The 26,888-nt window shown below is 73.5% G+C and carries 23 protein-coding genes; 5 read left to right on the forward strand and 18 right to left on the reverse strand.

What is annotated here, in order from left to right; genetic code table 11:
* The first annotated feature begins 248 nt into the window (after nucleotides 1-248).
* A complete protein-coding gene (locus ABZ621_RS35755) occupies nucleotides 249-1,775 on the forward strand; it encodes a hypothetical protein (protein WP_360611137.1) in 1,527 nt (508 codons plus the stop codon).
* A gap of 19 nt (nucleotides 1,776-1,794) precedes the next feature.
* On the opposite strand, the gene ABZ621_RS35760 is transcribed toward ABZ621_RS35755, so the two are convergent.
* From ABZ621_RS35760 to ABZ621_RS35775, 4 genes are all read right to left on the reverse strand, one after another.
* A complete protein-coding gene (locus ABZ621_RS35760; protein ID WP_360611085.1) occupies nucleotides 1,795-2,592 on the reverse strand; it encodes a VOC family protein in 798 nt (265 codons plus the stop codon).
* Nucleotides 2,593-2,694: 102 nt separating this feature from the next.
* Complete coding sequence (locus tag ABZ621_RS35765; RefSeq protein ID WP_360611087.1) at nucleotides 2,695-3,204, reverse strand: NUDIX domain-containing protein; 510 nt, start codon at nucleotides 3,202-3,204, stop codon at nucleotides 2,695-2,697.
* Nucleotides 3,201-4,166 carry a universal stress protein gene (locus ABZ621_RS35770; RefSeq protein ID WP_360611088.1) on the reverse strand — a complete coding sequence of 322 codons (966 nt, stop codon included), beginning with the start codon at nucleotides 4,164-4,166 and terminating at the stop codon, nucleotides 3,201-3,203. Before ABZ621_RS35770 ends, ABZ621_RS35765 begins: the two co-directional genes overlap by 4 nt.
* Before the next feature lie 54 nt (nucleotides 4,167-4,220).
* The gene (locus tag ABZ621_RS35775; protein WP_360611090.1) at nucleotides 4,221-4,631 is read right to left on the reverse strand and encodes a DUF5997 family protein; all 411 of its coding nucleotides are present in this window, start codon (nucleotides 4,629-4,631) and stop codon (nucleotides 4,221-4,223) included.
* 115 nt (nucleotides 4,632-4,746) lie between these two features.
* On the opposite strand from ABZ621_RS35775, the gene ABZ621_RS35780 reads away from it, so the two are divergent.
* Together ABZ621_RS35780 and ABZ621_RS35785 are read left to right on the forward strand one after the other, a co-directional pair.
* Nucleotides 4,747-5,556, forward strand: coding sequence for a LysR family transcriptional regulator substrate-binding protein (locus ABZ621_RS35780; protein WP_360611092.1), 810 nt, complete (start codon nucleotides 4,747-4,749; stop codon nucleotides 5,554-5,556).
* A 72-nt stretch (nucleotides 5,557-5,628) separates the two neighbouring features.
* Nucleotides 5,629-6,210, forward strand: coding sequence for a Type-2Aa cytolytic delta-endotoxin (locus tag ABZ621_RS35785; RefSeq protein WP_360611093.1), 582 nt, complete (start codon nucleotides 5,629-5,631; stop codon nucleotides 6,208-6,210).
* Nucleotides 6,211-6,249: 39 nt separating this feature from the next.
* Here ABZ621_RS35785 and ABZ621_RS35790 read toward each other — a convergent pair whose 3' ends face one another.
* From ABZ621_RS35790 to ABZ621_RS35820, 7 genes are all read right to left on the reverse strand, one after another.
* Complete coding sequence (locus ABZ621_RS35790) at nucleotides 6,250-6,804, reverse strand: DUF6328 family protein (RefSeq protein ID WP_360611094.1); 555 nt, start codon at nucleotides 6,802-6,804, stop codon at nucleotides 6,250-6,252.
* Between the two features lie 77 nt (nucleotides 6,805-6,881).
* Entirely contained in the window at nucleotides 6,882-8,540 is a 1,659-nt protein-coding gene (locus tag ABZ621_RS35795) for an FAD-dependent oxidoreductase (RefSeq protein ID WP_360611096.1), read from the reverse strand.
* A gap of 85 nt (nucleotides 8,541-8,625) precedes the next feature.
* Complete coding sequence (locus ABZ621_RS35800) at nucleotides 8,626-9,531, reverse strand: diiron oxygenase (protein WP_360611097.1); 906 nt, start codon at nucleotides 9,529-9,531, stop codon at nucleotides 8,626-8,628.
* 192 nt (nucleotides 9,532-9,723) lie between these two features.
* Nucleotides 9,724-11,493 (reverse strand): S8 family serine peptidase, encoded by a 1,770-nt coding sequence (locus tag ABZ621_RS35805; RefSeq protein ID WP_360611099.1) that lies wholly within the window; start codon nucleotides 11,491-11,493, stop codon nucleotides 9,724-9,726.
* Between the two features lie 219 nt (nucleotides 11,494-11,712).
* Nucleotides 11,713-14,706, reverse strand: a complete 2,994-nt coding sequence (locus ABZ621_RS35810) for a carbohydrate binding domain-containing protein (RefSeq protein ID WP_360611100.1) — start codon at nucleotides 14,704-14,706, stop codon at nucleotides 11,713-11,715.
* A 196-nt stretch (nucleotides 14,707-14,902) separates the two neighbouring features.
* Nucleotides 14,903-15,766 (reverse strand): DUF4344 domain-containing metallopeptidase, encoded by an 864-nt coding sequence (locus ABZ621_RS35815; protein WP_360611102.1) that lies wholly within the window; start codon nucleotides 15,764-15,766, stop codon nucleotides 14,903-14,905.
* 146 nt (nucleotides 15,767-15,912) lie between these two features.
* Entirely contained in the window at nucleotides 15,913-16,368 is a 456-nt protein-coding gene (locus ABZ621_RS35820; protein WP_360611139.1) for a MarR family transcriptional regulator, read from the reverse strand.
* A gap of 169 nt (nucleotides 16,369-16,537) precedes the next feature.
* Between ABZ621_RS35820 and ABZ621_RS35825 the strand changes: the two genes are divergently transcribed.
* The gene (locus ABZ621_RS35825; protein WP_360611104.1) at nucleotides 16,538-17,986 is read left to right on the forward strand and encodes an MFS transporter; all 1,449 of its coding nucleotides are present in this window, start codon (nucleotides 16,538-16,540) and stop codon (nucleotides 17,984-17,986) included.
* Nucleotides 17,987-18,107: 121 nt separating this feature from the next.
* On the opposite strand, the gene ABZ621_RS35830 is transcribed toward ABZ621_RS35825, so the two are convergent.
* Both ABZ621_RS35830 and ABZ621_RS35835 read right to left on the reverse strand, forming a co-directional pair.
* Nucleotides 18,108-18,929: a VOC family protein gene (locus tag ABZ621_RS35830; RefSeq protein ID WP_360611106.1), complete on the reverse strand. Its 822-nt coding sequence runs from the start codon at nucleotides 18,927-18,929 to the stop codon at nucleotides 18,108-18,110.
* Nucleotides 18,930-19,033: 104 nt separating this feature from the next.
* Nucleotides 19,034-19,948 carry a MerR family transcriptional regulator gene (locus tag ABZ621_RS35835; RefSeq protein ID WP_360611107.1) on the reverse strand — a complete coding sequence of 305 codons (915 nt, stop codon included), beginning with the start codon at nucleotides 19,946-19,948 and terminating at the stop codon, nucleotides 19,034-19,036.
* A 111-nt stretch (nucleotides 19,949-20,059) separates the two neighbouring features.
* On the opposite strand from ABZ621_RS35835, the gene ABZ621_RS35840 reads away from it, so the two are divergent.
* Nucleotides 20,060-21,532 (forward strand): alpha/beta fold hydrolase, encoded by a 1,473-nt coding sequence (locus ABZ621_RS35840; RefSeq protein ID WP_360611109.1) that lies wholly within the window; start codon nucleotides 20,060-20,062, stop codon nucleotides 21,530-21,532.
* Between the two features lie 45 nt (nucleotides 21,533-21,577).
* On the opposite strand, the gene ABZ621_RS35845 is transcribed toward ABZ621_RS35840, so the two are convergent.
* Genes ABZ621_RS35845 through ABZ621_RS35865 form a run of 5 tightly spaced genes read right to left on the reverse strand, consistent with a single transcriptional unit; the run spans nucleotide 21,578 to nucleotide 26,820 of the window.
* The gene (locus ABZ621_RS35845) at nucleotides 21,578-22,369 is read right to left on the reverse strand and encodes an ATP-binding cassette domain-containing protein (protein ID WP_360611141.1); all 792 of its coding nucleotides are present in this window, start codon (nucleotides 22,367-22,369) and stop codon (nucleotides 21,578-21,580) included.
* Nucleotides 22,370-22,377: 8 nt separating this feature from the next.
* Complete coding sequence (locus ABZ621_RS35850; protein WP_360611111.1) at nucleotides 22,378-23,361, reverse strand: ABC transporter ATP-binding protein; 984 nt, start codon at nucleotides 23,359-23,361, stop codon at nucleotides 22,378-22,380.
* A gap of 5 nt (nucleotides 23,362-23,366) precedes the next feature.
* Nucleotides 23,367-24,236, reverse strand: coding sequence for an ABC transporter permease (locus tag ABZ621_RS35855; RefSeq protein ID WP_359529039.1), 870 nt, complete (start codon nucleotides 24,234-24,236; stop codon nucleotides 23,367-23,369).
* Entirely contained in the window at nucleotides 24,236-25,186 is a 951-nt protein-coding gene (locus ABZ621_RS35860; protein ID WP_360611113.1) for an ABC transporter permease, read from the reverse strand. The genes ABZ621_RS35855 and ABZ621_RS35860 overlap by 1 nt, the downstream gene beginning before the upstream one ends.
* Complete coding sequence (locus ABZ621_RS35865; RefSeq protein ID WP_360611114.1) at nucleotides 25,183-26,820, reverse strand: ABC transporter substrate-binding protein; 1,638 nt, start codon at nucleotides 26,818-26,820, stop codon at nucleotides 25,183-25,185. Before ABZ621_RS35865 ends, ABZ621_RS35860 begins: the two co-directional genes overlap by 4 nt.
* Nucleotides 26,821-26,888 lie beyond the last annotated feature (68 nt).

Here is a 26,888-nt window from a genome sequence, read left to right on the forward strand (position 1 = left end):
GCAGGGGGGACCCTGTGGGAGAGTAGGACGCCGCCGAACAATTTTTAGCCTCAACCCCCAGACCTTGTCTGGGGGTTGAGGCATTTTTGCGTTCTCGTGAAGCCTCGTGCGCATCGCTTCCCTTCTCCAGGGGCCCCACCTAGCGTCAGCCGTCGGCGTGACAGTCGTACGGATCCCTAGGAGCTGTCTTGAGTACACGTGTACCCCGCCGACGGGGGCGAGCGGCGGTCGTCGCCGCTCTCGCGGCCGTGCTGCTGGCGGGATCGGCGCCCGTCGCCCAGGCCGAGGAGATACCCCTCGCGCTCGGACACCGGCTCGTCGACCACTACGAAGGGGCGCCGGGCGTCGCCCGGCCGCTGCCGGGCACCGGACCGGACCGGCACCCCCACCTCGCGCCCAACGGCCGCAGCGGCATGCACGCCGACGGGGCCGGCAGCGGCACCCATCCGTATCCGGCGCCGCTGGGGCGGAACCCCGAGGTCACGAGCGAGAAGATCGCTCCCGTCGGAGGCGAGTGCGCCACCGCCACCTTCGACGCCGGCGGGCGGCTGATCACCGTCTGCGGCACCTTCGGCGGTTTCCTGCTGAAGCTGCTGGACCCGAGCAGCCTCGACACCCTCGCCGAGTACAAGCTGCCGCAGCGCTCGTCCACCGTCGAGGCCCTCACCCGGCTCGACTTCGAGAAGATCTTCAAGGACACGTCCGGCGGCGCCTACTTCTACCTGGACGACCGCGACCGGGTGGTCCTCGCCGACTCGCGGCAGCACGTCCTGCGGATCGCACACGGGCAGAAGGCCGACGGCACCTGGGAGTTCACCGTCGAGGACGACTGGGACCTGACCCCGCTCGTGCCGCACGACTGCGTCAGCTGGACCAACCTCTTCCCCAGCGGGGTGTGCGACCCCGTCACCTCCGTGATGCCCGACTGGGACGGGCGGATCTGGTGGGTCACCCGGCTCGGGCGGGTCGGGACCGTCGACCCCGCCACCGGCATCCTGCGGGCGATCCGGCTCGACGGGGAGGAGATCCAGAACTCGTTCTCCGTCGCCGAGGACGGGGTCTCCATCGTCACCGACCACGCGCTGTACGCGTTCCGGGCCGACGGCGACGGGACGCCGCGGGTCGTCTGGCGGGAGACGTACGACCGGGGGACCGGGACCAAGCCCGGCTCGGTGAACCAGGGCTCGGGGACCACGCCCGACCTCTTCGGCAGCCGGGACGCGTACGTCGCCATCACCGACAACGCCGACGACCGGATGAACGTCCTCGTCTACCGGCGCGGGGACGGCGTGCCGGCGGGGGAACGGCTCGTGTGCAAGGTGCCGGTCTTCCGGTCCGGGGCCTCGACGACCGACAACTCGCTGATCAGCTGGGGCGACAGCCTCGTCGTGGAGAACAACTACGGGTACGAGAACCCGTCGTCGCTCGGGTTCGGGCGCACGGTCACCGGCGGGGCGACCCGGATCGACGTGCGGGGCGACGGCAGCGGGTGCGACGTCGTGTGGGAGAGCGACGTGCGGTCGCCGTCCACCGTGCCCAAGCTCTCCACCGCCAACGGGCTGCTGTACTTCTACGAGAAGCGGGCCAGCGCCCTCGGGATCGACGCCTGGTACCTCACGGCCGTCGACTTCCGCACCGGCGGGCGGGTCTTCTCGCGGCTGACCGGGACCGGGCTCGGCTACGACAACAACTGGGCGCCGGTCACCCTCGGGCCCGACGGGACCGCGTACGTCGGCGTCTTCAACGGGATCGTCGCCGTACGCGACACCGCCTGAGCCCGGGCCGGCCTCCGGGTCACTCCATGGGCGGCATCTCGCCGACCGTCGTGCGGACGTCGATGACCGCGAACACGGCACCCTGCGGGTCGAGGAGGGTGGCGAAGCGGCCGAAGGGGCTGTCCATGGGGCCGAAGATCTTGCGGCCGCCGAGGCGTTCGGCCGCGGTGACCGCGAGGTCGCAGTTGTCGACGGAGAAGTAGATCTGGATGTGGTTGGGGACCTCCGGCGGGAAGTCGTCGGGGGCCATCCTCATCCGGCCGAGCACCGGGTCGGCGCCGAGGTCGAAGACCTTGTAGTCCATGTCCTCGCCGGTCATCTTCTTGGTGTGGTAGCCGAAGACGCTGGTGAAGAAGGGGTCGGCCTTCTCGGGCCGGCGGGTGAAGACCTCGGCCCACACGTAGGAGCCCGGCTCCCCTTCGAGCTCGAAGCCCTCGTGGACGCCGCCCTGCCAGAGGCCGAAGACCACGCCCGACGGGTCCGACGCGAGGCACATCGAGCCGAAGTCGCCCACCCGCATCGGCTCCATCAGGATCGTGCCGCCCGCCGCCCGGATCTTCTCCGCCGTGGCGGTGACGTCGTCCGAGGCGAAGTAGAGACACCAGGCGGACTGGGGTGGGGTGTCGCCGCCGGGCATCGGCGGGACGATGGCGGCGACCGCCTTGCCGTCCTTGTACGCCTGGGTGTAGTTGCCGAACTCCGTCGACGCCTCGCCGAACGTCCAGCCCAGCACATCGGCGTAGAAGGTCTTGGCGCCCTCGGCGTCGGTGAACATCGCGTCGGTCCAGACCGGGGTGCCCTCGGGTCGTACGGCCATGACGAGACTCTCGCTTCCGATCGGTGACGTTTTGCGTGGCTCAGGGCCTTTGTCCACGCTAATCACGACCGGCCCGGCCCGCGCGGTGGCGCGCGGGCCGGCTCAGTGCGGGAGCCGCGTGAGGCCGTAGCGGTGGAACGGGGCCCTCGGCAGGGCCAGGTCCGGGCGCCAGGCGGCGAGGACCTGCGCGGACGGCAGGAACAGGGCCGTGGGCAGCTCGTCGGGGGAGGTCCAGCGCCAGCGCTCGATCTTCTCGGGCTCGGCCACGGCCGGAGTGCCCGTGAAGGCGCGGACCACCGTCGCCGCCGTCAGCCGGGTGAGCTCCGACGAGGTCACCGTGTCGAGGAGCAGGCCGATGACCTCGACGTCGGCGGGGCCGGCGGCGAGCGTCGTCTCCTCGGCCAGCTCGCGCGCCGCGGCCTCCTCGATGGACTCGCCCGGCTCCACCGCGCCGCCCGGGAGCTCCCAGACGCCCGAGCGGTCCAGACCGAGCAGGACCCGGCCGTCGCCGTCGAGGACGACGATCCCGGCGCCCAGGGCGGCCCGGGGGGTCGGCGGGCGGGTGTTGCGGGAAGCGGCGGCGGGATCGGAGGCGTACACGTCGGGCGTCATGCGCCCTGTCTACCAGCCGCCGCCGACATCCCGTCCGCCGGCGCCGGCGGGACGACGACGACCGGGCAGGCGGCGTGGTGCAGCACCGCGTGTGCCACCGACCCCACCAGGAGCTCGGCGATGCGGTGCCGGTGGTGCCGGCCCACGACGAGGAGGGCCGCCTCGGCGGAGGCGTCCACCAGGAGCCCCGCGGCGTCGCCCGGTGCCACCGTGCGGACCAGCTTCACGTCCGGGCGCCGCTCGGCGAAGGGGCGCAGCCGGGCCTCCTGCTCCCGCCGGGCCTCCGCGAGGAGCTCCTCGGTATCGTCGGCGAGGGGCAGCGGCGGGGGCATCTGGAAGGCGGGGGAGGGGGCCGCGACCAGCGCGGACGGGTTCGGCGGGAGGCGGAGCCCGGTCATCGCCTCCAGGGGTACGCGGCGGAGCGCGGCCGCCCCGAAGGCGAAGTCGATCACCTCGTCCGGGGTCTCCTCCGGGTGCAGGCCGAGCAGGACGCAGCCGGCGGCCGGGCCGCTGCCCAGGGAAGCGGTCCTCGCCTCGTGCGGGACCACCACCAGCGGGCAGGGGGCGCGGGCGGCGAGGGCGCGGCCGGTGGAGCCGAGGAGGAGGCTGGCGAAACCGCCGTGGCCGCGGGAACCCGTCACCAGGAGGCGGGCCTCCCGGGCCGCTTCCGGCAGCACGTCGGTGACGGTGCCGTCCAGGGACTCGTACCGTACGGGGACCGCGTGTCCCCGCTCCTCCACGACGGTCCGCACCGCGTCCAGGACGGTGTCCCGCAGCTCCGGCTCGGTGCCCAGCGAGGCGATCCTGGCCGCGCCCAGCTGGAGGGCGTCGGAGCGGACGTGGGCCACGACGAGCGGGGCGTCCAGGGCCTCCGCCTCGGCGAGTGCCCAGGACAGGGCGCGCAGACTGTGCTCGGAGCCGTCCACGGCGGCCACCACGGGCGGATCGCTCTTCACGTTCATGAGGGAATGCCTCCCTCGGCCGGCGCCGCGCCACGCCGGTGGGTCAGGAGCGGATCAGGCGTCCTGCTCGCGGGCGGCGCGGTCGGCCTCGCGCTGGGCGTTGCGCTCCTTGATGCGGACGGTCTCCTTGCGGACGTCGGCCTGGGTGGCGCGCTCCTTGACGAGCCACTCCGGGGCCTCGGTCTTCAGGGCCTCGATCTGCTCCGTGGTGAGGGCCTCGGTGATCCCGCCGCGGGCCAGGCCCGAGATGGAGATGCCCAGCTTGGAGGCGACGACGGGGCGCGGGTGCGGGCCGTTCTGCCGGAGCTCCTTGAGCCAGGCCGGCGGATTCGCCTGCAGCTCGTTGAGCTCGGCGCGCGAGACGACGCCCTCCTGGAAATCGGCGGGGGTGGCCTCGAGGTACACACCCAGCTTCTTGGCCGCGGTGGCCGGCTTCATCGTCTGGGAGTTCTGGTGCGACGTCATGGGGTCAAGGGTATCGAGCACACGGAGCTCCTCCGACCACGGTCGCCCTCCGACCTGCGCGGACGGCGGGCGTGACGGGCTCCGCCGGGCGCGGAGCGGCGGGTAATCTTGCGGGGTGACAGACTCCCCGCTTGCCCCCGCCCCCGACGCCGCGGCCTTCCGGCTCGCCTTCGTGCCCGGTGTGACGCCCTCGAAGTGGGTGCGGACCTGGGAGCAGCGGCTGCCCGACGTGCCGCTCACGCTGGTGCAGGTGACGCCCGGGGAGGCCTTCGGGATGCTGCGGGACGGCGGCGCGGACGCCGCGCTGCTGCGGCTGCCGGTCGACGGCGAGGACCTGAGCGCGATCCCGTTGTACGAGGAGACCAGCGTGGTGGTCGTGCCCAAGGACCACCACTTCGCCGCCGCCGAGGAGCTGGCCCCGGAGGACCTGGCGGAGGAGCTGGTGCTGCATCCGCTGGACGACGCGCTCGGCTGGGAGGGGTCGCCGCCTGGGCTTCCGGCGTTCCAGCGGCCGGAGACCACCGCCGACGCGATCGAGCTGGTCGCCGCCGGGGTGGGTGTGCTGGTCGTCCCGCAGTCGCTGGCCCGGCTGCACCACCGCAAGGACCTGACGTACCGCACGATCACCGGTGTGCCGCAGTCGCGGGTGGCGCTGTCCTGGCCGAAGGCCGAGGAGGCGCCCGACCTGGTGGAGGAGTTCATCGGGATCGTCCGGGGCCGGACCGTGAACAGCACCCGGGGGCGGCGCGCGGAGGAGCGGAAGGGGCAGAAGACCGACCGGAAGTCCGATCGGAAGCCCGGCCAGACGTCCGGTCAGAAGCCCGCGAAGAGGACGGCGGGGGCGAAGCCGGCGCGGCCGGGGAAGCCCGCCCAGGGCAAGGGCGGTGCCGCGGGGCGCGGCGGGAAGCCCCGCCGCGGCCGCTGAGCGGACCCCTCGGCATACTCCTTCTGATGATCAAGCGCCCACCACGGTGGGCGGTGAGAAGAGGAGAAGCCTTTGGCCGCCAGTTTCAGGACCGTCGTCGAGGTGGCACCCGCCCATCTCGACGAGGCCCGGTCGATCGACCGGGTGTTCCAGGAGGCGATCGCCCCCGCCACCGTCAATTTCGACTTCGAGGCCATCCACCAGGCGGCCGTCGCCGTTCCGGACAGCACCATCGTCCGGATGGTGCGCGGCTGGGGCCTGAGGGAGCACGCGCCGCTGCTCGTCATGGTGCTCTCGCTGAAGGAGGCCGTCCGGCAGGCGCTGCCGGCGGAGTGCGCGGAGGCGGGCTTCTGGGAGACCGTGGAGCGGGAGCTGGTCTCCGCGTTCACGGGGCTCGGCGAGCAGCTGGGGCAGCCCGGTCTGTCGTTCTACGAGGAGTCCGAGGAGCGCACCCGCTACTACCGGGACCTGTTCTTCGCGCTCCAGGAGGAGGGCGCGGCCGGTGACGCGCTGCACGCGCTCGCGTTCTGCGTGGACGTCACCGTCGAGCTGCCGAAGGAGCGGGTGCTCGGGCTCGGGCTGACGGACGCGGCGCCGTTCGCCGTCGGTCTCAACGCGATCGTGCTGCGGCGGCCGCTTCCCGTCGCGGCCTGATCCGCCGCTCGCGCCGGCCCGCCGTCCCGGGCCGGATCCTCAGCGGGGCCACGGGCCGTAGCCGTCCCCCGTACCGCCGTTCCCGTCGCCGTTCCCGTCTCCGCCGTTGCCTCTGCTGAGCCGGGCGACGAGCGGGACCAGGAACCAGCAGAGCGCCAGCCAGAGCGCCATCAAGACGACCAGCCAGAGCGCGATCGTGTCGTCCAGGACCATGCGCATGATCAGCAGGAACGTCGACACCATCGTCAGGTAGAGCAGCACCACGCCGACCAGGGTCAGGCGCCCCGCCCAGGCGACCGCCTCCGGTTTGAGCCGGCGCCCCGCCACGAGGCGGTGGACCGCCACCGGCGCGACGAGCGCGCCCGTGGTCGCCGCTCCCAGACAGACCGTCACGACGTAGATGACCCGGTCCGTCGTGCCCAGCTCGGCGAAGCGCGGCTGGAAGACGACGGCGACGAGGAAGCCGAACAGGATCTGGGTGCCCGTCTGGGCGACGCGCAGCTCCTGGAGGAGTTCGTTCCACCGCCGGTCGGCGCGCTGGTCACGGCTCTCGTCGCGTCCGTCGTCGGGCCGGACGGTGTTCTCGGTGGCCATACGGGGCGAGTGCCCGCACGCCCGCCCCGTATGCCCCTTCCCGCTCGGGTGCGCCTTCTCCGCGCACCCGGTCCGTGTCAGCCCACCGGCCCGCGCAACCGGCCCCGCCGGGCCGCCGCGACCAGCTCGGGGACGGTCGCGAGCTTGACGCGCGGCCGGCCCGTCGCCGCGCCCCGGGCGCGTTCGGCCCGGTCGATGGCGGCGAGGCCGCGGGCGTCGACGAGCCGCCCGGCGCGGCCGCGGGCGAGGCGGGCGAAGGCCTTCGCGGAGCCGGCCGGCTTCGGGAGGCGGCCGTCGACCGCGTCGGCGAGCAGGCTGCCGACGGTCTCCGCCGCGCAGGCGCGGTTGGCGCCGATGCCGCCGGAGGGGCCGCGCTTGATCCAGCCGACGACGTACGTGCCGGTCATGCCCTCGACGCGCCCCGCGGTGTGCGGGACGGTGCCGGTGGTCTCGTCGAAGGGCAGCCCGGCGAGCGGCACGCCCCGGTAGCCGACGGCCCGGACGAGGAGGCCGGCCGGGATGTCGGTGCTTCCCCCGGGGCCGCCGGCGCGGACCGCGCGGACCGCGTCCTCCCCGAGGGCCTCCTCGGGGGCCGAGTGGAAGCGGAGGACGATCCGGCGGCGGCCGGTGTCGGGGCCGCCGGTCCAGTCGACCGTCTCGCGGGCCGTCTCCTTGAGGAGGGCGGCCTTGTCGCCGGGGGCGGCCGTGTCGATGGCCTCGGCGATGCGGGGGTCGTGGGTGTCGACGACGAGGTCGACGCCGGGGAGGTGGCCGAGGGCGAGGAGCTCGGAGGCGGTGTACGCGGCGTCCTCGGGGCCGCGCCGGCCGAGGAGCACCACCTCGCGGACCCGTGAGCCGCGCAGGGCGGCGAGCGCGTGGTCGGCGATGTCGGTGCCGGCGAGGGCGGCCGGGTCGGTGACGAGGATGCGGGCGACGTCCAGGGCGACGTTGCCGGTGCCGACGATCACGACCCGCTCGGTGGTGCCGAGGGCGACGGCTCCGGGCGCGGTCTCCGGGTGGGCGTTGTACCAGGAGACGAGGGAGGTCGCGGAGAGGCTTCCGGGCAGGTCCTCGCCGGGGATGCCGAGGCGCCGGTCGGACGGGGCGCCGACCGCGTACACGACCGCGTCGTGGTGGGCGGCAAGCTCGTCGGGGGTGACGTCCTTGCCGATCTCCACGCCGAGCCGGACGGTGGCCCGGGGGTGGGTGTGGAAGCGGGCGAGGCTGTCGCCCGCGCCCTTGGTGCCCGGGTGGTCGGGGGCCACGCCGTAGCGGACCAGGCCGCCGGCGACCGGGAGCCGGTCGATGAGGGTGACCTCGGCGTTGGTGTGCAGGAGGAGGTCCTCGGCGGCGTACATGCCGGCCGGGCCCGTGCCGACGACGGCGACCCGGATGGGGGCGAAGTCGGAGGGCAGTGAGCGGCCGAAGGAGGGCTCGCCCCAGGGGTGGAAGGTGGGGGAGGCGAGGACGGGGGCGGGTTCGCGGCCCTCGAAGTGGGCGGCGTTGATCGCCTCGTACCGCTTCAGGGGCCCGGTGAGCCGGTCGACCGGGAAGATCGCGTCGACCGGGCAGGCGTCGGCGCAGGCGCCGCAGTCGATGCAGCTCTTCGGGTCGATGTAGAGCATCTCGGTGGTGCCGAAGTCCGGCTCCTCGGGCGTCGGGTGGATGCAGTTGACCGGGCAGACGGCGACGCAGGTGGCGTCGGAGCAGCAGGTCTGGGTGATGGCGTAGGTCATGGTGGCGGCTCGGCTCGGCTCGTCGGGGTCGGACTCGGGGTCGGACGCGGGGCGGACTCGGGTCGGAGTCGGGGCGGAGCCGCGGTCAGATGAGGTGGGCGCGCCGGTAGAAGCGGACGGCCGGCCGGGTCAGCATGCCGACGTCGCCGAGGAACTCCATGAGGCCGGAGCAGCTGGCCCGCAGCCGGGCCTTGTAGTGCTCGTTGGCGGCGGCCTCGCGGCGGGCGCGCTCGGGGTCGAGGCCGGCCCGGACGTACACCTCGGGGTTCACCAGGCTGGTGATGATGTAGTACGCGGCGATGGCGACGATCAGCGCCTGGAAGTGGCGGCGGGCGCGGCTCGCGCCGGCGAGGTTGCGGCGGGTCTCGTCCCGGGCGAACTTCATGTGCCGGGACTCCTCGACGACGTGGATGTTGTTGATGGTCCGCACGAAGGGGACCACCCGCTCGTCGCGCATCCAGTCGCGCTGCATGACGTCGAGGACCTCCTCGGCGACGAGGATGCCGGCGTAGGCGGCCTCGCCGAAGCCGACGGTCTTCATGACCCGGCCGAGCTCCATGATGGCCCGCTTGGGCCGGTAGGCGGGGGCGCCGAGCTTCTGGGAGCCGCGGGCGAACATGATCGAGTGGCGGCACTCGTCGGCGATCTCGGTGAGCGCCCACTGGAAGCGGGGGTCGGTGTGGTCGGTGCGGTAGATGTCCCGGAGCACCAGCTGCTGGAGGATCATCTCGAACCAGATGCCGGTGGAGGCGACGGAGGCGGACTCCTGGCGGGTCAGCTCCTTCTGCTGCTCCTCGGTCATCTCGTTCCAGTAGGCGGTGCCGTAGAGGCTGTTCCACTCCGGGCTCTGGCCGTGGAAGTCCTTGTCGAGCGGGGTGTCCCAGTCGACCTCGACGGCGGGGTCGTAGCTGAGCTTGGCCGCCGACCGGAGCAGCCGCTCGGCGACGTCGTCCTGGTCGTGGTTGTCCGGGCGCACGGTGCTGCTGGCCATCGTTGCGGCTCCTTGGGTCACGCGGTCGGCTCGTGGTCGTTCCCTCGCTTGTTAGACACCACGTCTAGCAAGCTTGTTAGACGGAACGTATAGCAAGGGTGTCGCGCGGGCTACCCCCCGGTACGGGATTTCTCGTCCGGACATGCCGAAGGGGCCGGAGCGCGATCCGCTCCGGCCCCTTCGGTCCGACCGTCAGAAGGTCAGGTTCCAGGCGTCGATCTTCCCGGTGTCCGCGCTCGCGTTGTCGTTCACACGGAGCTTCCAGACGCCGTTCGCCACCTCGGAGGAGGCGTTGACGGTGTACGTCTGGGCGATGTTGTCGGTGGAGCTGCCCGTCCGGTTGTGCAGGACGTAGACCGAGCCGTCGGGGGCGACGAGGTCGACCTTGAGGTCACCGATGTAGGTGTGCTTGATGTCCACGCCCACCTTCAGGGTGGCCGGGGCGTTGCCGGTGACGCCGCTGACGGTGATCGTGCTCTCGACGGTGGTGTTGTCGGGGACGGTCACGTCGGTGAGGTTCTCGAAGTACTTCCCGGGCGGGGGAGTGGTCGAGCCGCCGACGGCCTTCAGGGCGTCCACGCGGCCCTCGCCGAAGAAGCTGTTCTTCGCCGTGGTGCCGGTGCAGCGGGCGTCCGACGGGCAGGCCAGGTCGGTGGCCTGCTCGCCGAGCTTGGCCCGCAGGTCCGCCGGGGTGTACGCCGGGTTGGCGCTGGCCATGAGGGCGGCGACGCCCGCGACGTGCGGGGAGGCCATCGACGTACCGCTCAGCGAGGAGTACTTGCCGCCGGGGACGGTGCTGTAGACCGACTCGCCGGGCGCCGAGACCTCGATGACGTCACGGCCGTAGTTGGAGAAGGACGCCTTGGACGTGCCGCTGGTGCCGTTGGCGGCGACCGTGACGACGCCCGGCAGCTCGGCCGGGATGTCGAGGCAGTCGTTGGTGATCGTCCGGGTCACCGGGGTCGAGTCGTTGGGGCTCGACGAGTCGGTGGTCTTGTTGGCGAGGTCGACGTTGGAGTTGCCGGCCGCCGCGACCTGGAGCGAGCCCTTGCCCTCGGCGTAGGCCTGGGCGCGGCCCACGCCCTCCAGGATGGCCGCCTGGTCGAGGTTGTTCGGGCAGTTGAACTGCCACGGGTCGGTGTAGTAGCTGTTGTTGGTGACCTTGAAGCCGTGGTCACCGGACCACACCAGGCCGCAGATGGTGTTCTCGGCGAAGAAGAGGGTGCTGCCGGGCTCGGCGATGCGCACCGAGGAGATCTTCACGCCCGGCGCGACGCCGATGGCGCCCTTGCCGTTCTTGGCCGCCGCGACCGTGCCGGCCACGTGGGTGCCGTGCTGGTCGACGTCGCGCCAGGCGCCGATGCGGGTGTCCGCCTTGCCGTAGGCGCAGGAGACCGAGTCGGCGGCGTTGAAGTTCGGCGCCAGGTCCTGGTGCTGGTCGTCGACGCCGGTGTCCAGGATGCCGACCTTGACCGAGGCGGAGCCCGGGTTGACCGCCCAGGCCTGGTCGGCCTTGATCTGGGTCATGTCCGAGCGGACGGGCTCCGTCGAGGGGGCCGCGGCCTGCGACGGGTTGGCCGGGAGCGCCGGGTTGTAGGCGTCGGCGGGGACGTCCGAGGTGCGGGTCGCGCCGACCTTCTGCACGCCGGAGACGCCACGCATGGTGGTGGCGAAGGAGGCGGAGGTCGAGTGGGCGACGATCACGCCGATGGCGTCGAAGGAGGAGAAGACCGAACCGCCGTTCGCGGCCACGGCGTTGCGGACCGCGGTCGTGTCACCGGGGGTGGTGATCACCAGGTAGGCACGGGTGCCGGCGGCCCAGGCGGCGGGCGCCTGCTGGGTGGTCCGGGCGTTCGCGGTGAAGGCCGCGAGCGGCTCGTTGTCCACCGGGGCGGCCTGGGCGAGGGAGACCGGGCCCGCGAGGGCCAGGGTCGTGCCGAGGGTGATCGCCGCGAGTCTCATCCGGCCGGATATGTGGGAAAACAATGCGTCCTCCGATGGCCCGGTGGCGCGGGTGGCGCCGGCCGGGCCCTGTGATGTGTGGGGTGGACGCAAGATCCCAGATGGGGGGCGCGGAAGGAAGTCTTCTGTCCGACAAGCCCGTTCACGTAACAAAATCTTGACTTGAACATGGCGAAAGGGGGCGGATTTCCGTCTCCGCCCCCTTCCGTACGCGTGCGCCTACTTCAGGTAGGGGCCCGCCGTGCCGATCTTCCCGGGCCCGTTCAGGACGTACACCCGGAGGTTGCCCTTGCCGGGCGCGCCGACCGTGAGGGTGCCGTTGGAGACCGTCTTCACGTCGCCGGTGACGGCGTCGGTGTACGTGCCGTTCGGGATGCCGTTGTACGTGGCTCCGCCCGAGACGGTGACGAGCGCGAAGCTGTCCGTCGAGCCGCTGGTGTAGCGGCGCTTGAACGCCATGCCGCCCGAGATGCCCTCGGTGGAGTACTGGCCCATCTGGAGGGCGGGGATCGCCCGGCGGATCTCGTTGAGCCGCTGGACGTGCTTGACCAGGGGCTGCTGGAGGGTGGTCGCGACCTGGCCGCTCGCCCCGGAGACCTTCGAGAAGTCGGAGGCGGTGACGGTGCCGGCCACGTGGTCGCCGTAGTAGGCGCGGCCGGTGGTGGCCAGCGGGCAGGTGGGCCCGCAGTCGATCTTCTGGCCCTTCTGGAACTCGATCTCGGAGCCGTAGTAGAGCGTCGGGATGCCGCGGAAGGTCCACATCAGGGACATGTTCTCGGCCCAGGCGTCGGTGCCGCCGGTGTACCGCTCGCTCGACTTGTTCGGGCCGTAGTCGTGGCTGTCGACGTAGACGACGTTGTAGGTGGCGTCGTTGTAACTGTCGTCCGAGTCCTTGCCGTTGGAGAAGGCGTTGTACGCGTCACCGAAGTTCATGTGCATGCGCATGTCGATGACGTTCATGCCGGAGAAGCGGCTGTGGTCGGGCGTGTGGTAGCCGTTGCCGTTGAGGAAGGCGTTGGTGGAGGTGGGCTGGTTGCCGGTGCCCTGCTGCTGCTCGTAGTCGTACATCTCCAGGGCGGCCTTGGTGTCGTCGGCGTCGTACTCCTTGCGCTCCTTCCAGGTGAAGAACTGCGCGGAGTGGTTCACCGAGCCGCGGTTCCACTTGTCGTTGACGAAGGCCGCGACCTCGCCGAAGACGAAGAAGTTCCTCGCCGCCTCGGCGCCGTGCCGCTGGGTGACGCGCTCCTGGATCGCGGGGAGGAACCGGCGGTTCCAGGTGGTGCGCGGGATGTGCACGGCGGTGTCGACGCGGAAGCCGTCCACCCCCATGTCGATGTACTTGTCGTAGGCGCCGATCAGGTAGTTCTGGACGGTCGCGTTCTCGGTGTTGAGGTCCGCCAGGTCCTCGTGCAGCCAGCAGGAGCGCGAGTCCTCGCCCTCCCAGTTGCCGATCCAGCACTGGTGGAAGAGGTCCTTCGGGAACATGCCCGAAGTGGGGCTCGGCCACTGGCAGTTGTAGAGCGTGTAGCCCTCGGCGCTCTTCCCGCCGGTGGGCTTGCCCCAGTTGACACAGGTGTTGCCGGTGGGCTCGGCCGTCGACCAGAGGTCGCCGTTGTAGTACGACTTGCCGGTCCTCGGGTCGATCGTCAGGCCGTCGTACTCGAAGCCGGGCTGCTTCTCGTCGTAGTACCAGCTCCACTGGGTGTCCCGGACGCCGTAGACGGTCGGCGTGAACAGGCCCTTGGCGCCCCAGCGGGACGAGTGGTTGTAGACGACGTCCTGGTAGATCTTCATGCCCTTGGCGTGGGCGGCGTCGATGAGGTCCTGGTAGGAGGCGCCGGCCGACTCCAGGCGCGGGTCGACCTTGTAGAAGTCGTAGCCGTGGTAGCCGTGGTGGTCGTAGTCCGAGCGGTTGAGCACCACCGGGGTGACCCAGACGGCGGAGAAGCCGAGGCCCTTGATGTAGTCGAGCTTCTGGATCAGGCCCTTGAAGTCGCCCCGGAACATGGGGTCGTCGTTCGCCGCGTTCCCCGACTTCACGTGCTGGCTGCCGCCCCGGTTGTTGGAGGCGTCGCCGTCGTAGAAGCGGGCGGTGAGGACGAAGTAGATCGGGTCCTTGCGGGGGTCGGTGCCGAGCGGCTTGCCGTTGGCCGGGGCGGTGGGCTTGTCGCCGGTGGTGGCGGTGGCCGGGGCGGAGGCGGCCGAGACGTTCCCGGCGGCGTCCACGGCCTTCACCGTGTAGGTGTACGCAGTGCGTTCGGCGAGGTTCGTGTCCGAGAAGACCGTCGAGCCGACGTCGGTGACGACCGTGCCGGTGGTGCCTCCGGTGCGGGTGACCTGGTACTTCGTCACGCCCCGGTCGTCGGTGGCGGCGTTCCAGGAGAGCAGTACGGAGACGCCGTCGGCGGTCGCGGTGAGGCCGGCGGGGGCGGTGGGCGCCTGGGTGTCGGGCGGGGTCGCGGCGCAGGGGTCGGTGGCGTTCGCGGTCACCACCCGGTCCCGGACCGTGGAGGTGCCGGTGCCGATCGCGTAGTCGGCGCCGCCGTTGTTGTCCCACACGCCGTTGCCGTTGTTGAAGGCGGCCTTGAGGGAGGTGGCGGAGCCGAGGTCCAGCTCCCGCTTCCACCAGCCGGTGCAGGCGGCCGTCATGCCGAGACCGGGTACGGCCGTCCACGTGCCGCCGGCCGGCTGGTAGTGGACGTTCACCGTCGACCAGCCGAGGGAGGCCGAGGAGTAGTACACCGTCGCCTTGTTCGCGGTCGGCGGGGGCGTGTCGGCGCACGGGTCGGAGTGGGCGACGACGCCGTCCTTCACGGTGATGTTCCCCGTGCCCAGCGCGTAGTTGCCGCCGCCGTTGTTGTCCCAGGTGCCGGTGCCGTTGTTGAAGGTGGCCTGGAGCCCGGCGGCGGAGCCGAGGCTGACGGTCTTCTTCACCCAGTCGGTACAGGCGGGCTCCATCGCGGTGCCGGGCACGGTGGTCCAGGACCCGCCGTCGGGCGCCCAATGGAGGTTGTAGGCCGACCAGTTCTTCGTCTTGGTCCAGTAGTGGACGGTCGCCGTGTTCTCGGCGACGGCCGCCGCCGGGGCGGCGTCGAGGGCCGGGACGGCGGGGGCGGTGCCGCCGGGCGGCGCGGCCATCAGGCCGGCGAGGCCGGCCGCGGCGCCGAGCAGCGCGAGCGCGCGCCCGCGTCGCCGTGTGCGGGTGGGGGTCATGCGGTTCTCCAGACGAGGGCGCGCCGGGGCAGGGGGCCGGTGGTGAGAGGTGGGGATCGGCCCCCATGGAAGCGCGTGCGGAAACTTGCGGAAACTTCTTGCGTCGGCGGGAAGTTACCCCCGTGAGGCGCGCGCGTAAAGAGTCCGCGTCGAAGCGGTTCGAACGCGGTGTCCGGATGCCGGGACGGCGGCCGGGTCAGGGACCCGGGGATCCGCCCCGCTTCAGGTACGGCGCCAGGAGGGTGCGCCAGGACGAGTCGATGCGCCGGTACTCCGCCGGGCAGAGCGCGGCGCGGTCGCGGGGCAGCACTCCGTCCGGGTTCCCCTCGGCGTCCACCGCGTCGGCGAACCGCCGGGGATCGGAGCCGTACAGCCAGCAGGCCCAGTCGAAGAAGCGCTGCCCGTCGAGGGAGTGGACGTCGGAGTACGCGGCGACGCCCGGGTCGCCGCCCTCGGAGGCGGCCCAGAGGGCGCCCCAGGCGTTGACGGTCGAGATCGCGTAGTCGGCGTGGCGTTCGTCGCCGGAGGCGAGCAGGAGGACGGCCAGCTGGTCGACCGCGTCCTCCTCGCGGCCGGTGACGGGCAGGTCGTAGAGGTCGACGAGGGCGTGGCCGAGCTCGTGGAAGACGACGCCGTGGGAGAGGCCGACGACGTCCTCGTCGATGTCGTCCCCGGCGGGCGTCCGTTCCGCGGGGGCGTCGTCGGCGGCGGCGCGGGCGAAGACCCGGCGTGCGTCGGCCACGAAGCCGTAGCAGTAGGTGATCCGCCCGGTGGCCTTGGACCAGAAGGGGTTGGGGGCCTCGCAGCGCGCGGCCCGCAGCGGCACGTCGTGGGGCAGGGCGATCCGCGCGTCCGCGTAGGCGGCGGCGTCCTCCAGGATCCGCCGCTCGCGCAGGAACGCGCGGGCGGCGCGCTCCTCGGGGGTGCGCGGCTCCTCGTACCCGACGATGAGCTTGCCCGTGCCCCGGGAGGGGGTCGTCGGGGTCGCGGCGCAGCCGGCGAGGAGGGCCGCCGATGCCAGGGCGAGGGCCAGCCGGCGGACGCGGGCGGTGGCGGGCATCGGCGGCACCTCGTCTCGTGGGCGTCCCTGCCGACGAGCCTGGCCGCAGCGGGTGCCGGGGGCGAGCCCGCGGCGCCGGACGGGTGAGCCGGGGGTGCCGGCGCCTCGGGCGCGGGCCCCTGGCGCGGGGGCCCGGGCGCCCGGCCTCAGCCGCGGGGCCAGGGGCGGCCCTCCAGGCGCTCGATGTCCCGGTTGAAGCGTTCCAGGAACCCGGCGAAGGTGTCGACGTCCTCCGGGGACCAGTGCTCCATGATCCGTTCGAGCCCGCCGATGTTGAAGGAGCGGTCGGCCTCCAGCCGGCGCTCGCCCTCCTCCGTGATGCGGAACTTGCGGGCGATGCCGCCCTCCGGATCGGGGATGCGCTCCACGACCCCGGCGCGGAGCATCGCCGCCGTCTGCCGGTTGAGGGTGGAGGCGTCGAGCCCGAAGGCGTCGGTGAGCTGGCCGATGGACATGGGCCCGTGCATCCGGATCCGGGTGAGGAGCACGTACGCGCTGCGGTCGAGGCCGCCGGCGCCCACGCGGGTGCGCGGCGCGTGGAGGTGCGAGTGCCGGCTCAGCAACATCGTCTCGAACTCGACGCGGTCGGTGGGCTTCTCCACGGGCTTGTCCATGGGGGCATTCTCCCCTGCGAGAGCGCGGTATGCGGCATACATAACTTGTGCATCATGCATGAGATATGCATGATGCAGTGAATGTGCATGATGCGCAAACCGTGCCACGCACACCGTGACGCACGCATCTTCGCTCCATGACTTCAGGGAGACACCCGTGGACCGCGCCCAGACCGACGTACGCCCCGGAGGCGTCGTCGGCGTCCTCGCCTTCGCCGGCATCGTGGCGGCACTCATGCAGACCCTCGTGGTGCCGCTCATCGGCGACCTGCCGAGGCTCCTGCGCACCGGCGCCGACGACGCCTCGTGGGTGATCACCGCCACCCTCCTCGCCGCCGCCGTCGCCACCCCCGTCGCCGGCCGCCTCGGAGACACCCTCGGCAAGCGGACCGTGCTGCTCGCCTCCACCGTCCCCCTCGTCGCGGGCTCCGTCGTCTGCGCCCTCGCCGACTCCGTCGTCCCGATGATCGTCGGCCGCGGCCTCCAGGGCCTCGGCATGGGCATCGTCCCCGTCGGCATCAGCCTGCTCAGGGACGTCCTGCCGCCCGAGCGGCTCGGCGGCTCCATCGCCCTCATGAGCGCCTCCATGGGCGTCGGCGGCGCCCTCGGCCTGCCGTTCTCCGCCGCCGTCGCCGAACACGCCAGCTGGCGCGTCCTCTTCTGGGTCGCCGCCGGCCTCAGCGCCGTCGTCGCCGTCCTCGTCCACCGGCTCGTCCCGGCCGGCCGCCGCCACCCGAACCCCGGCCGCTTCGACCTGCCCGGCGCCCTCGGCCTCGGCGCCGGTCTCGTCTCCCTGCTGCTCGCCGTCTCCAAGGGCGCGACCTGGGGCTGGGGCAGCGCCACCACCCTCGGGCTCTTCGCCGCCGCCGCGGTCGTCCTGCTCGCCTGGGGCTTCTGGGAGCTGCGCACCCGCGACCCGCTCGTCGACCTGCGGGTCACCGTCCGCCCGGTCGTCCTGCTGACCAACCTCGCCTCGGTGCTCGTCGGCTTCGCCATGTACGCCCAGTCGCTGGTCGTCCCGCAGCTCCTCCAGCTCCCCGAGGCCACCGGCTACGGCCTGGGCCAGTCGATGATGGCGATGGGCCTCTGGATGGCACCGGCGGGCCTGGCGATGATGGCGCTCGCCCCGCTCGGCGCCAAGCTGTCCGCCGCCCGCGGGCCCAAGGTCACCCTCTCCGTCGGCGCCCTCGTCATCTCCGCCGGCTACGCCTCCTCGCTCGCCCTGATGGGCTCCACCTGGGGCCTGCTCGTCGTCACCCTGATCTGCAACACCGGCGTCGGCCTGGCGTACGGGGCGATGCCCGCGCTCATCATGGGCTCCGTGCCCGCCGAGGAGACCGCCTCCGCCAACAGCTTCAACACCCTGATGCGGTCCATCGGCACCTCGGTCTCCGCGGCCGTCATCGGCGTCGTCCTCGCCCAGATGACCACCACCCTCGGCGGCCACGCCCTGCCGTCCGAGAACGGCTTCCGGGCCGCCCTGCTCATCGGCGCCGGCGTCGCCCTCCTCGCCGCGCTCGTCGCCGCCCTCATCCCGGCCCGGCACACCCCCGCCGCCGGCGCCCCCGCCGAGGACCCCGCCCCGCAGGCCGCCCGCGCCGCCTGAGCCCGGGCCGCCTGAGCCCGCGCCGCCTGAGCCCGGGCCGCCTGAGCCCGCGCCGCCCGCGTCCGGGCCGCCCGCGCGGAGCCGGTACGGGTACGAGGCCGCCGGCCCGTACCCGTACCGCTCACCGCGACCCGTCCGCCTCCAGCGTGAACAGCGCCCCGTCCGGGTCCCGCACCACCACCCGGCGCCCGTCCCCGCCGGCCTCCGGCTCCCGGGCGCCGCCCCACTCGCCGCCCGGCACCACAAGGCCGCCGTGCTCCGTCACCGCCGCCACCGAGGCCGTCACGTCCGGCACCCGGAACCGCACCAGCCAGCGCGGCCGCAGCTGCGGCCGGGGCGAGGCCGCCTCCACCGGACCGCTGTCGAGCCGCGCCACCGGCACCCCGCCGCGGCGCAACACCACCCGGTCCTCCTCGTACGAGGTCTCGCAGCAGCCGGGCGTGTCCTCCGTCCAGCGCAGCACCCCGCCGTAGAACACGGCCGCGTCGAAGGCGTCCCGGGTGTGCAGCTCCACCCACGCCGGGGCGCCCCGCTCGCCCACGTGCCAGCGCGACACCAGGCGCCCCTCCCACACCGCGAACGCGGCGCCGTCCCGGTCCGTGGCCAGCGCCACCCGTCCCTGCGGCGGGTACGCCACCGGGCCCACGCCCACCGTGCCGCCCCGCTCCCGGATCCGCGCCACCGCCGCGTCCGCGTCCTCCACCGCGAAGAACACCGTCCACGCCACCGGCACCGCCAGTTCCGCCGCCAGGGCGGCGATCCCCGCGACCGGCACCCCGTCCCGCTCGCCCACCGCGTACGCCGAGCTCGCCTCCAGCTTGCCCGGCCGGAACGTCCAGCCCAGCACCGCGCCGTAGAACCGCTCCGCCGCGCCCAGATCCCGCGTCGCCAGACTCAGCCAGCACGGCGCGCCCAGCGCCTCCGCCGTCGTCGGCCCCGTCACCGGACCACCTCCTCGACCGAGCGCCCGCCGCCCGGACGCCACCCCGCGCGCCTTCCCCGCCCCGGGGCCCCGCACACCCCATGTCACCCTGACGGCCCCGGCCCTCAGGCGGCGGCGAAGGGCTCCGCCAGGGCCTGCGCGAGGTGGTGGTGCAGGAGGCCGAGGGGCGGCCGGTCAGGCGGGAGGAGCAGGGCCGCCAGCTTCCAGTAGCGGGCCATCACCGTCGTCTCCTCCCGGGCCAGAAGGCCGGCGAGCCGCCCGCGGAACGCGGGGGAGTCGGGCTCCCCGAGGGCGCGGGCGTACGCCTCGGCGAAGCAGTCCAGGACGCCGCGGCCGGCGGGCGGCCGGCCCGCCAGCACCTCCGCGCCCGCCAGGTCGTACGCCTCCGCCAGACCCTCGTACAGGACCGCCGCCCGGTAGCGCTCGCCCGGCAGCGGCGGGCCCGGTGCCCGCTCCGGGCGGGGATCCGAGACCAGGCCGCGCAGCAGGGCGAACGCACGCACCTGGGCGGGCGTCGGGTCGTCCGGCGGCAGCGGCACCACCTCGTCCAGGACCCGGGCCACCAACGGCGACGGCAGGCGCACCGGGAGCGAGCGACGCCAGAAGCGGACCACCGCGTCCGTGTCCGGAGGCAGCGGACCCGCCCCCAGCAGGGGCAGCAGCTCGGCGCGTTCGGGTCCCTCGCACTCCGCGAGGAGCCGCAGCGACGCCTCCCGCCACGCCAGGGCCGCCCGCTCGCGCGCCACGCCCCGCAGCTCCCCGGCCACCACGTCCGCCAGCCGGCCCTCGTCGTCGAGCGCCCGCGCCACCGCCGGCACGGCGAGGCCGAGTGCGCGCAGCGAGCGGATCTCCCGCAGCCGGTCCAGCGCCCCGGGGCCGTAACGCCGGTGACCGCCGCCACTGCGCCCGGCCTCCGGCAGCAGCCCCCGGTCCGAGTAGTACCGGACGGTCTTCACCGTGACCCCGGCCCGGCCCGCCAGCTCGCCGATGCTCCACGTCCCGTCGTCCGCGCCCGTCACCCCGCACCTCCGCCGCCTGCCCCGACCCCCGTGTCCGGGGTGGAATCTCCCCCTGGGGGAGTTCCTAGTCTGCCGGAGGCCGCTGGGGCCACGAGACGCGAGGAGGCGACGATGACGGCGTTCGTACTGGTGGGGGGCGCGTTCACCGGCGGATGGGTGTGGGACGGGGTCGCGGAGCGGCTGCGGGAGACGGGGGCCGCCGTGCATCCGGTGACCCTGGACGGCGGCCCGGACGCCGGACTCGGCACCCACGTGGGGGAGTTGACCGCGCTCCTCGACCGGATCGACGAGCCGGACGTCGTCCTCGTCGGACACGACTACGGCATCCACCCCGTCCTCGGGGCAGCCGACCGGCGGGCGGACCGCGTCTCCCGGGTGGTGTACGTCGCCGCCGGGCTCCCCTCGGACGGGGACCCCGCCCTGCTCCTCGTCCGCGACGAGGAGGTCCGGGCCCGGCTCGCCCACGACCCCTCCCCGCTGCCGCCGCCCCGGAGTCAGGAGTGGGCGCGCTGGGGGAGCCTCGACGGACTCTCCGCCGAGGACCTGGAGCGCCTGGACCGGCTCGCGGCGCCGCAGCCGGCCCGCACCCTCACCGAACCCCTCCGGCTCGGCGGAGACCTCGACCGGGTGCCCGCCGCCGCGGTCCTGTGCACCGGCGACGGGCCCGGCGTCGACGTCGTCGAGATGCTGGTCCGCACCGGCCCGCCCCGCTTCCGGAAACTGGCCGGACCCGGCTACGCCTTCCTCGAACTCGCCGCCGGACACTGGCCGATGCTCTCGCACCCGGCCGAACTGGCCGACCTGCTGCGGCGGGCCACCGCGGGCGAGGGCCGCCGCATCACCCTCGGCGACGAACAACCCTCCTACGAACAGCAGGAGTTCCTGCTGCCCACGCGGGAAGTGCCGTACGAGCGGTACGAACGCCTCGACGTGTACGCCCCCGACGCCGAGGGGCGGTGGCCGGCCGTCCTCCTCGTCCACGGCGGCCCCGTCGACGCCGACCGCGTCCCCACCCCGCGCGACACCCCCTTCTACCGGGGCTACGCCCGCCACCTGGCCGGCCTCGGCGTCGTCGGCGCCACCGTCGACCACCGGCTGTACGCCCTCACCGACTACGCCCGCGCCGCCGGTGACGTCACCGAGGCCCTCGAACGGCTCCGCGCCCACCCCCGGGTCGACCCGGACCGCGTCGCGCTCTGGATCTTCTCCGGCGGCGGACTGCTCGCCGCCCACTGGCTGGCGTCGCCCCCGCCGTGGCTGCGCTGCCTCGCCCTCTCCTACCCCGTCCTCGCCGCCCCGCCCGGCTGGGAGACCGTCGAGTCGCGCTTCCGCCCCGTCGACGCGCTCGCCGGCGCCGGGCCGCTGCCCGTGGTCCTGGTGCGCGCCGGACGGGAACACCCGGCGTTCGCGGCGACGGTGGAGGAGTTCCTCACCGCCGCCGGGAAGCACGGCACGGACGTCGAGATCGTCGACGTGCCCGAAGGCCGGCACGGCTTCGAGGCCCTCGACCGCACCGACGCCTCACGGGACGCCGTCGGCCGCGCCGTCCGGGCCGTGCTGCGCCGGGTGACCGGCGCGCGATGACGAGGGGCCGGGATCGTGGTGCCGCCCCCCGACGGCACCACGAGCTCACGCGCGGCCGGCCGCGTGCTCCGGGTCCCAGCCCCTTCGCGGCACCGACCCCAACAGAAGCCGAGTGTAGGGGCGTTCGGGCGCGCCGAGGACGCGGTCGACCGAACCGGACTCCACCACCCGGCCCGACTTGAGGACGAGCACGTCGTCCGCGACGTGCCGCACCACCGCCAGGTCGTGGGTGACGAAGAGGTAGCCGATCCCGGCCTCGCGGCGGATCTCCCGCAGCAGCTCCAGGATCTGCGCCTGGATCGACACGTCGAGCGCGGCGACCGCCTCGTCGAGCACGAGCACCCGGGGCTCCACCGCCAGCGCGCGGGCGATCGCGACGCGCTGGCGCTGGCCGCCGGAGAGCCCGCGCGGCAGCGCCGCCGCCTCCCGCGCGCCGAGACCGACCCGGTCGAGCAGGTCGGCGACACGGGCCTCGCGGGCGGCGGCGTCCAGCGGGGTGTGCAGGCGCAGCACCTCGTCGAGGCAGCCGCGCACCGGGATCCGCGGATCGAGCGAGAGGTACGGGTCCTGGAAGACCATCTGGATCTCCCGTGCCCGGGCGAGCCGTTCGGCCCGTCCCCGCGCGCGGGCCGAACGGTCCCGGCCGTCGAGCCGGACCGTGCCGGCGTCGGCCCGCTCCAGACCGACCAGCATCCGCACCGTGGTCGTCTTGCCGCTGCCGGACTCGCCGACGATCGCCAGCGACCCTCCCGCCGGAAGCGTGAACGACACGCCGTCGACCGCGAGATGGTCGCCGTACCGCTTCCGCAGGCCCTCGACGACGAGGCCCTTCTCCATCGGCGTCGTCACAGCGCGATCCCTTCGTCGGCACGGAGGCACGCGGCGAACCCCTCGCCGTGGCGCGCCAGTTCGGGCTTCTCCTCGTCGCACCGCGCCACCGCGTGCGCGCAGCGCGCGGCGAACGCGCAGCCCGACGGGGACTCCGCCAGCGACACCGGACGGCCCGGGATCGCACGCGGCGCGGGGGCGCCCGCCTCGATCCGGGGCGTGCAGGCCAGCAGGCCTGCGGTGTACGGGTGGCGGGGGCGGTCGAACAGCTCGTCGGTGGACCGGGTCTCCACGATCCGGCCCGCGTACATCACGTACACCCGGTCGCAGATCGCCGAGGCCAGCTCCAGGTCGTGGGTGACGAAGAGCATGCCGGTGCCCCGCTCGGCCCGCAGCCGCGCCAGGATCGAGATGACCTCGGCCTGGGTGGTGACGTCCAGGGCGGTGGTCGGCTCGTCGGCGACCAGCAGCGCCGGCTCGGCGGCGAGCGCCGCGGCGATCACGACCCGCTGGAGCATGCCGCCGGAGAACTGGTGCGGGTGGCGGCGCAGCGCCCCGCGCGGGTCCCGGATGCCGACCGCCCCGAGGAGCTCCTCGGCACGCGCGGTGGCCTTCGCCGCCGGGGTGCCGGAGGCCCGCAGGCCCTCGGTGAGGAAGTCGCCGACGCGGCGCAGCGGATTGACGGAGGCGCGCGGGTCCTGGAAGACCATCGCGACCTCCCGGGCCCGCAGCGCGGCGAGCCGCGCCCGGTCCATGGTGAGGACGTCGACGCCGTTCACCCGGACCTGCCCGGTGGCGCGGGAGCCCCGCGGCAGCAGGCCGAGGACGCTGCGGCAGGCGACGGACTTGCCGGAGCCGGACTCGCCGACCAGGCCGACGGTCTCCCCGGCGCGCACGGTCAGGCTGACGCCGTCGAGGATGGGCCGGGCGGCCCGGTCGCCCGGGAGCCGGAGTCCGAGGCCGTCGATCTCCAGGACGGGAGGGGGTGTCTGGTGGGTCATGGGGTTCACTTCTCCCGACGGGCGATGCGGTCGGCGAGGCCCTCGCCGACGATGCCGAAGGCGACCACCGCGAGCACGACGCACACGGACGGCGCGAGCGCCGGCAGCATCGCGCCCTGGAGCACGGCACCCTGGCCCTCGTTGATCATGGCTCCCCAGTCGGCCGTCGGCGGCTGTACGCCGAAGCCGAGGAACGACAGGGCCGCCAGGTCCATCAGCGCGTAGCCGAAGTTCATCGCCGACTGCGCGAAGACCGTCGGCGCGATGTTCGGCAGCAGATGCCGGACGCACACCGTCCAGCCGGACCAGCCCTGCACCACGTACGCCTCGACGTACGGCCGCGCCTTCTCCTGCCGGGCGATGCCGCGCACCAGCCGTCCCACGTACGGGGTGTACGCGACGGCCATGGCGATCACCGGGGCGGTCATGCCCGGGCCGGTGACGGCGACGAGCAGGATCGCCAGCATCAGCCCGGGGACCGAGAAGACCAGGTCCATCGCCCGGGACAGGAGCGTGTCCGCCCAGCCGCCGCGCCAGGCCGCCACGACGCCGAGCAGGGTCCCGAGCAGGGTGGAGACGGCGACCACGAGGAGCGGCCCGAGGAGGCCCGTGCGGGCGCCGTACAGCAGCCGGGACAGGATGTCGCGCCCGGACTGGTCGGTGCCGAGGAGGTGGTCCCCGGAGGTGCCGACCAGGCTGGCCCCCAGGTCCAGGGCCTCGGGGTCGTACGGGGCGAGCAGCGGCGCGCACACGGCGACGAGGACGAGCGCGGCGAGCACCGCGACCGAGGCCGTGAACAGCGGACCCTGCCCGAGGAGGCGCAGCCTCCGCAGGCCCGGCCTGCGGTACGGCACCGTGGTGAGGGTGGTGGTCATCAGGAGCCTTCCCCGGGGGAGAGACGGGGGTCGATGAGGGGGGCGAGGAGGTCGACCGCGAGGTTGACGAGGACGAACGCCGCCACGCTGAGCAGGGTGACCGCCTGCACGACCGCGAAGTCCTGGGAGGTCACCGACTGCACCAGCAGCGAGCCGAGGCCGGGCACGTCGAAGGCGGTCTCCACGATGGCGGTGCTGATCAGCAGGCCGGCGAGCATGGTGCCGCCGACGGTGACGACCGGGCCGAGCGCGTTCCGCAGCACGTGCCGGCGGACCACGGTCCGGCCGGCGACGCCCCGCGCGCGGGCCACCTCCACGTGCTCGCGCCCCAGTTCGTCCAGCATCGCCGAGCGCGTGACCCGGGCGAGCAGGCCCGCGAAGGTGAGGGCGAGCGCGAAGGCCGGCAGCGTCAGCTGGTGGAGCCGGGGCCCCAGGCCCTCGGCGGCCCCGCCGCCCGGCCCGGGGAACCAGCCCAACTGCACCGAGAAGACCGAGACCAGCGCGATCGCGGTGACGAAGGACGGGGTGGCGGTGGCCACGCCCGTGCCGATGAGGACGGTCTTGTCGACCGGGCCCGGGCGCAGCGCGGCGAGGATGCCGGCGCCGACGCCGAGGACGGCGACGAGCAGCGCCGCGTACCCGACGAGCAGGGCGGTGCCGGGCAGCCGCGAGCCGAGGAGCGCGGTGACGTCCTGGTGGTACTGGGCCGAGCGGCCGAGGTCGCCGCCGAGGACGCCCCCGAGCCAGGTGCCGTACTGGACCACCAGCGGTTCGTCCAGGTGGTGCTCGGCGCGCAGGGCCGCCACGGCCTCGGGGGTCGCGGGGCGGCCGTGCAGCAGGAAGGTGACCGGGTCGCCGGGGGCGAGGTGCACGGTGCCGAAGACGACGACCGAGGTCACGAAGAGCACCGCCACCAGGCCGACGAGCCGGCCGACGAGGAAGCGGGTCATGACTGTGCGGCCCCGATCGTCGCGGCCCACGGGTAGTAGAGCTGGGAGATGCCGGTCGGCGCGCCGGTGATCCGCTTGCCGAGGAAGACCGAGTAGGGCGCCTCGTACACCGGGATGATCGGCAGCTCGCGCAGGGCGATCTCCTGTACGTCGGCGGTCAGTTCGGTGCGCTTGGCGGCGTCGTACTCGGTGTTGGCGCGGTCGAAGGCGAGGTCGTACTCGGCGTTGGACCAGTTGCCGTAGTTCCCGAAGTCCCCGGTGCGCAGGTACTGGTAGAACTCCAGCGGGTCCGGGGTGTTGTCGTAGCCGTTGGTGATGACCAGGTCGAGCCCGTCGCGGGCGGCCGGGTCCACGAAGATGTTGCTGTACGCGTCCGGGGAGACCGGCTGGAGCTTCACGTCCAGGCCGATCTGGCGGCCGGCGGCCTGCACGGCGTTGGCGACGACGCTGATCTCGGGGGCCATCGAACTGGTCGCGATGGTCACCTTCCTGCCGGTGGCGCCGGCTTCCTCGATCAGCTTCTTCGCGGCCGCCACGTCGTAGGCGGTCTCGGGCAGCGTGTCGTAGAGCGCCGCCGTCTTCTCCGGGACGAGCGACCAGGCGCCGCGCGCGGCGGGAGCCTTGGCCGGTACGCCCACCCCGCCGGCGGCGGCCTTGACGATGTTCTTCCGGTCGAGCGCCATCGACAGCGCCCGGCGGACCCGCAGGTCGCCGAGGGTGCCCTTGAAGTTCGTGACCGCGAGGTCGGCGGCGGCCGTGTTGGGACCGAAGAGGAGCGAGCCCTTGCCGCTGGTGCGCAGCTGCGCGAAGGAGGAGGAAGGCACCATGTAGCCGCCGTCGGCGGTGCCGGAGAGGAAGGCGTTGGCGCGGGCCGCGGCGTCCTCGATGAAGGTGAACTTCACCGACTCCGACTTCGGGACGAGCTTCTCGTCCCAGTAGGCGGCGTTCTTCTTCAGGGTGATGCTGTCGCCCTGCGCCCACTTCTCCAGGGAGAAGGGGCCGGTGCAGTTCAGCTTGCCCTTGGGGGTGCCGTAGTCCTTCCCCTCCTTCGCGAGGGAGGCGGCGCTGACGACGGTGCCGGGGGAGGCGGCGAGCAGCTCGTGGAAGAGCGCGTCGGCCTTGCCGAGCCGGATCGTCACCTCCAGCGGGCCCGTCTTCTCGATGGCGTCGACGGTCTTGAAGGCGGAGCCCCACGGGGAGCCGGTGGCCGGGTCCATCTGCCGCTTCAGGGAGGCGACGACGTCGTCCGCGGTCATCACCGTGCCGTCGTGGAACTTCACGCCGGGCCGCAGGGTGTAGACGAGGGTGCGCGGGTCGGGCTGCGCCCACTTCACCGCGAGACCGGGCTCGATCCTGAGGTCGGGGGTGACCCGCAGCAGCTGCTCGCAGACGTTGGCGAGGACGGTGTTCGGCGGGTAGTCGTACGCCAGGGCGTAGTCGAGCGTGTACGGCTCCGCGTACAGCGACCACGTGAAGGAGTCGAGCGGGCCCTTGGCGGCCGGCGAGGTGGGGGAGACCTTGTAGTCGGCTCCGCCGCCGGTGCCCCGCGGTGGCTGGGCGGCACCGGAGCAGGCGGTGAGGGAGGCCGCGACGGCGGCGGTACAGACGAATGCGATGAATCTGGGCGTGCGCATGCAGACCCACCCCTTTACGGGTGTAGTGACGGGCGCTGGGGGGATGGAGCGAGTATTGATGCGGGAAC

Source organism: Streptomyces sp. NPDC007863 (assembly GCF_040633895.1).
Lineage (GTDB): Bacteria > Actinomycetota > Actinomycetes > Streptomycetales > Streptomycetaceae > Streptomyces.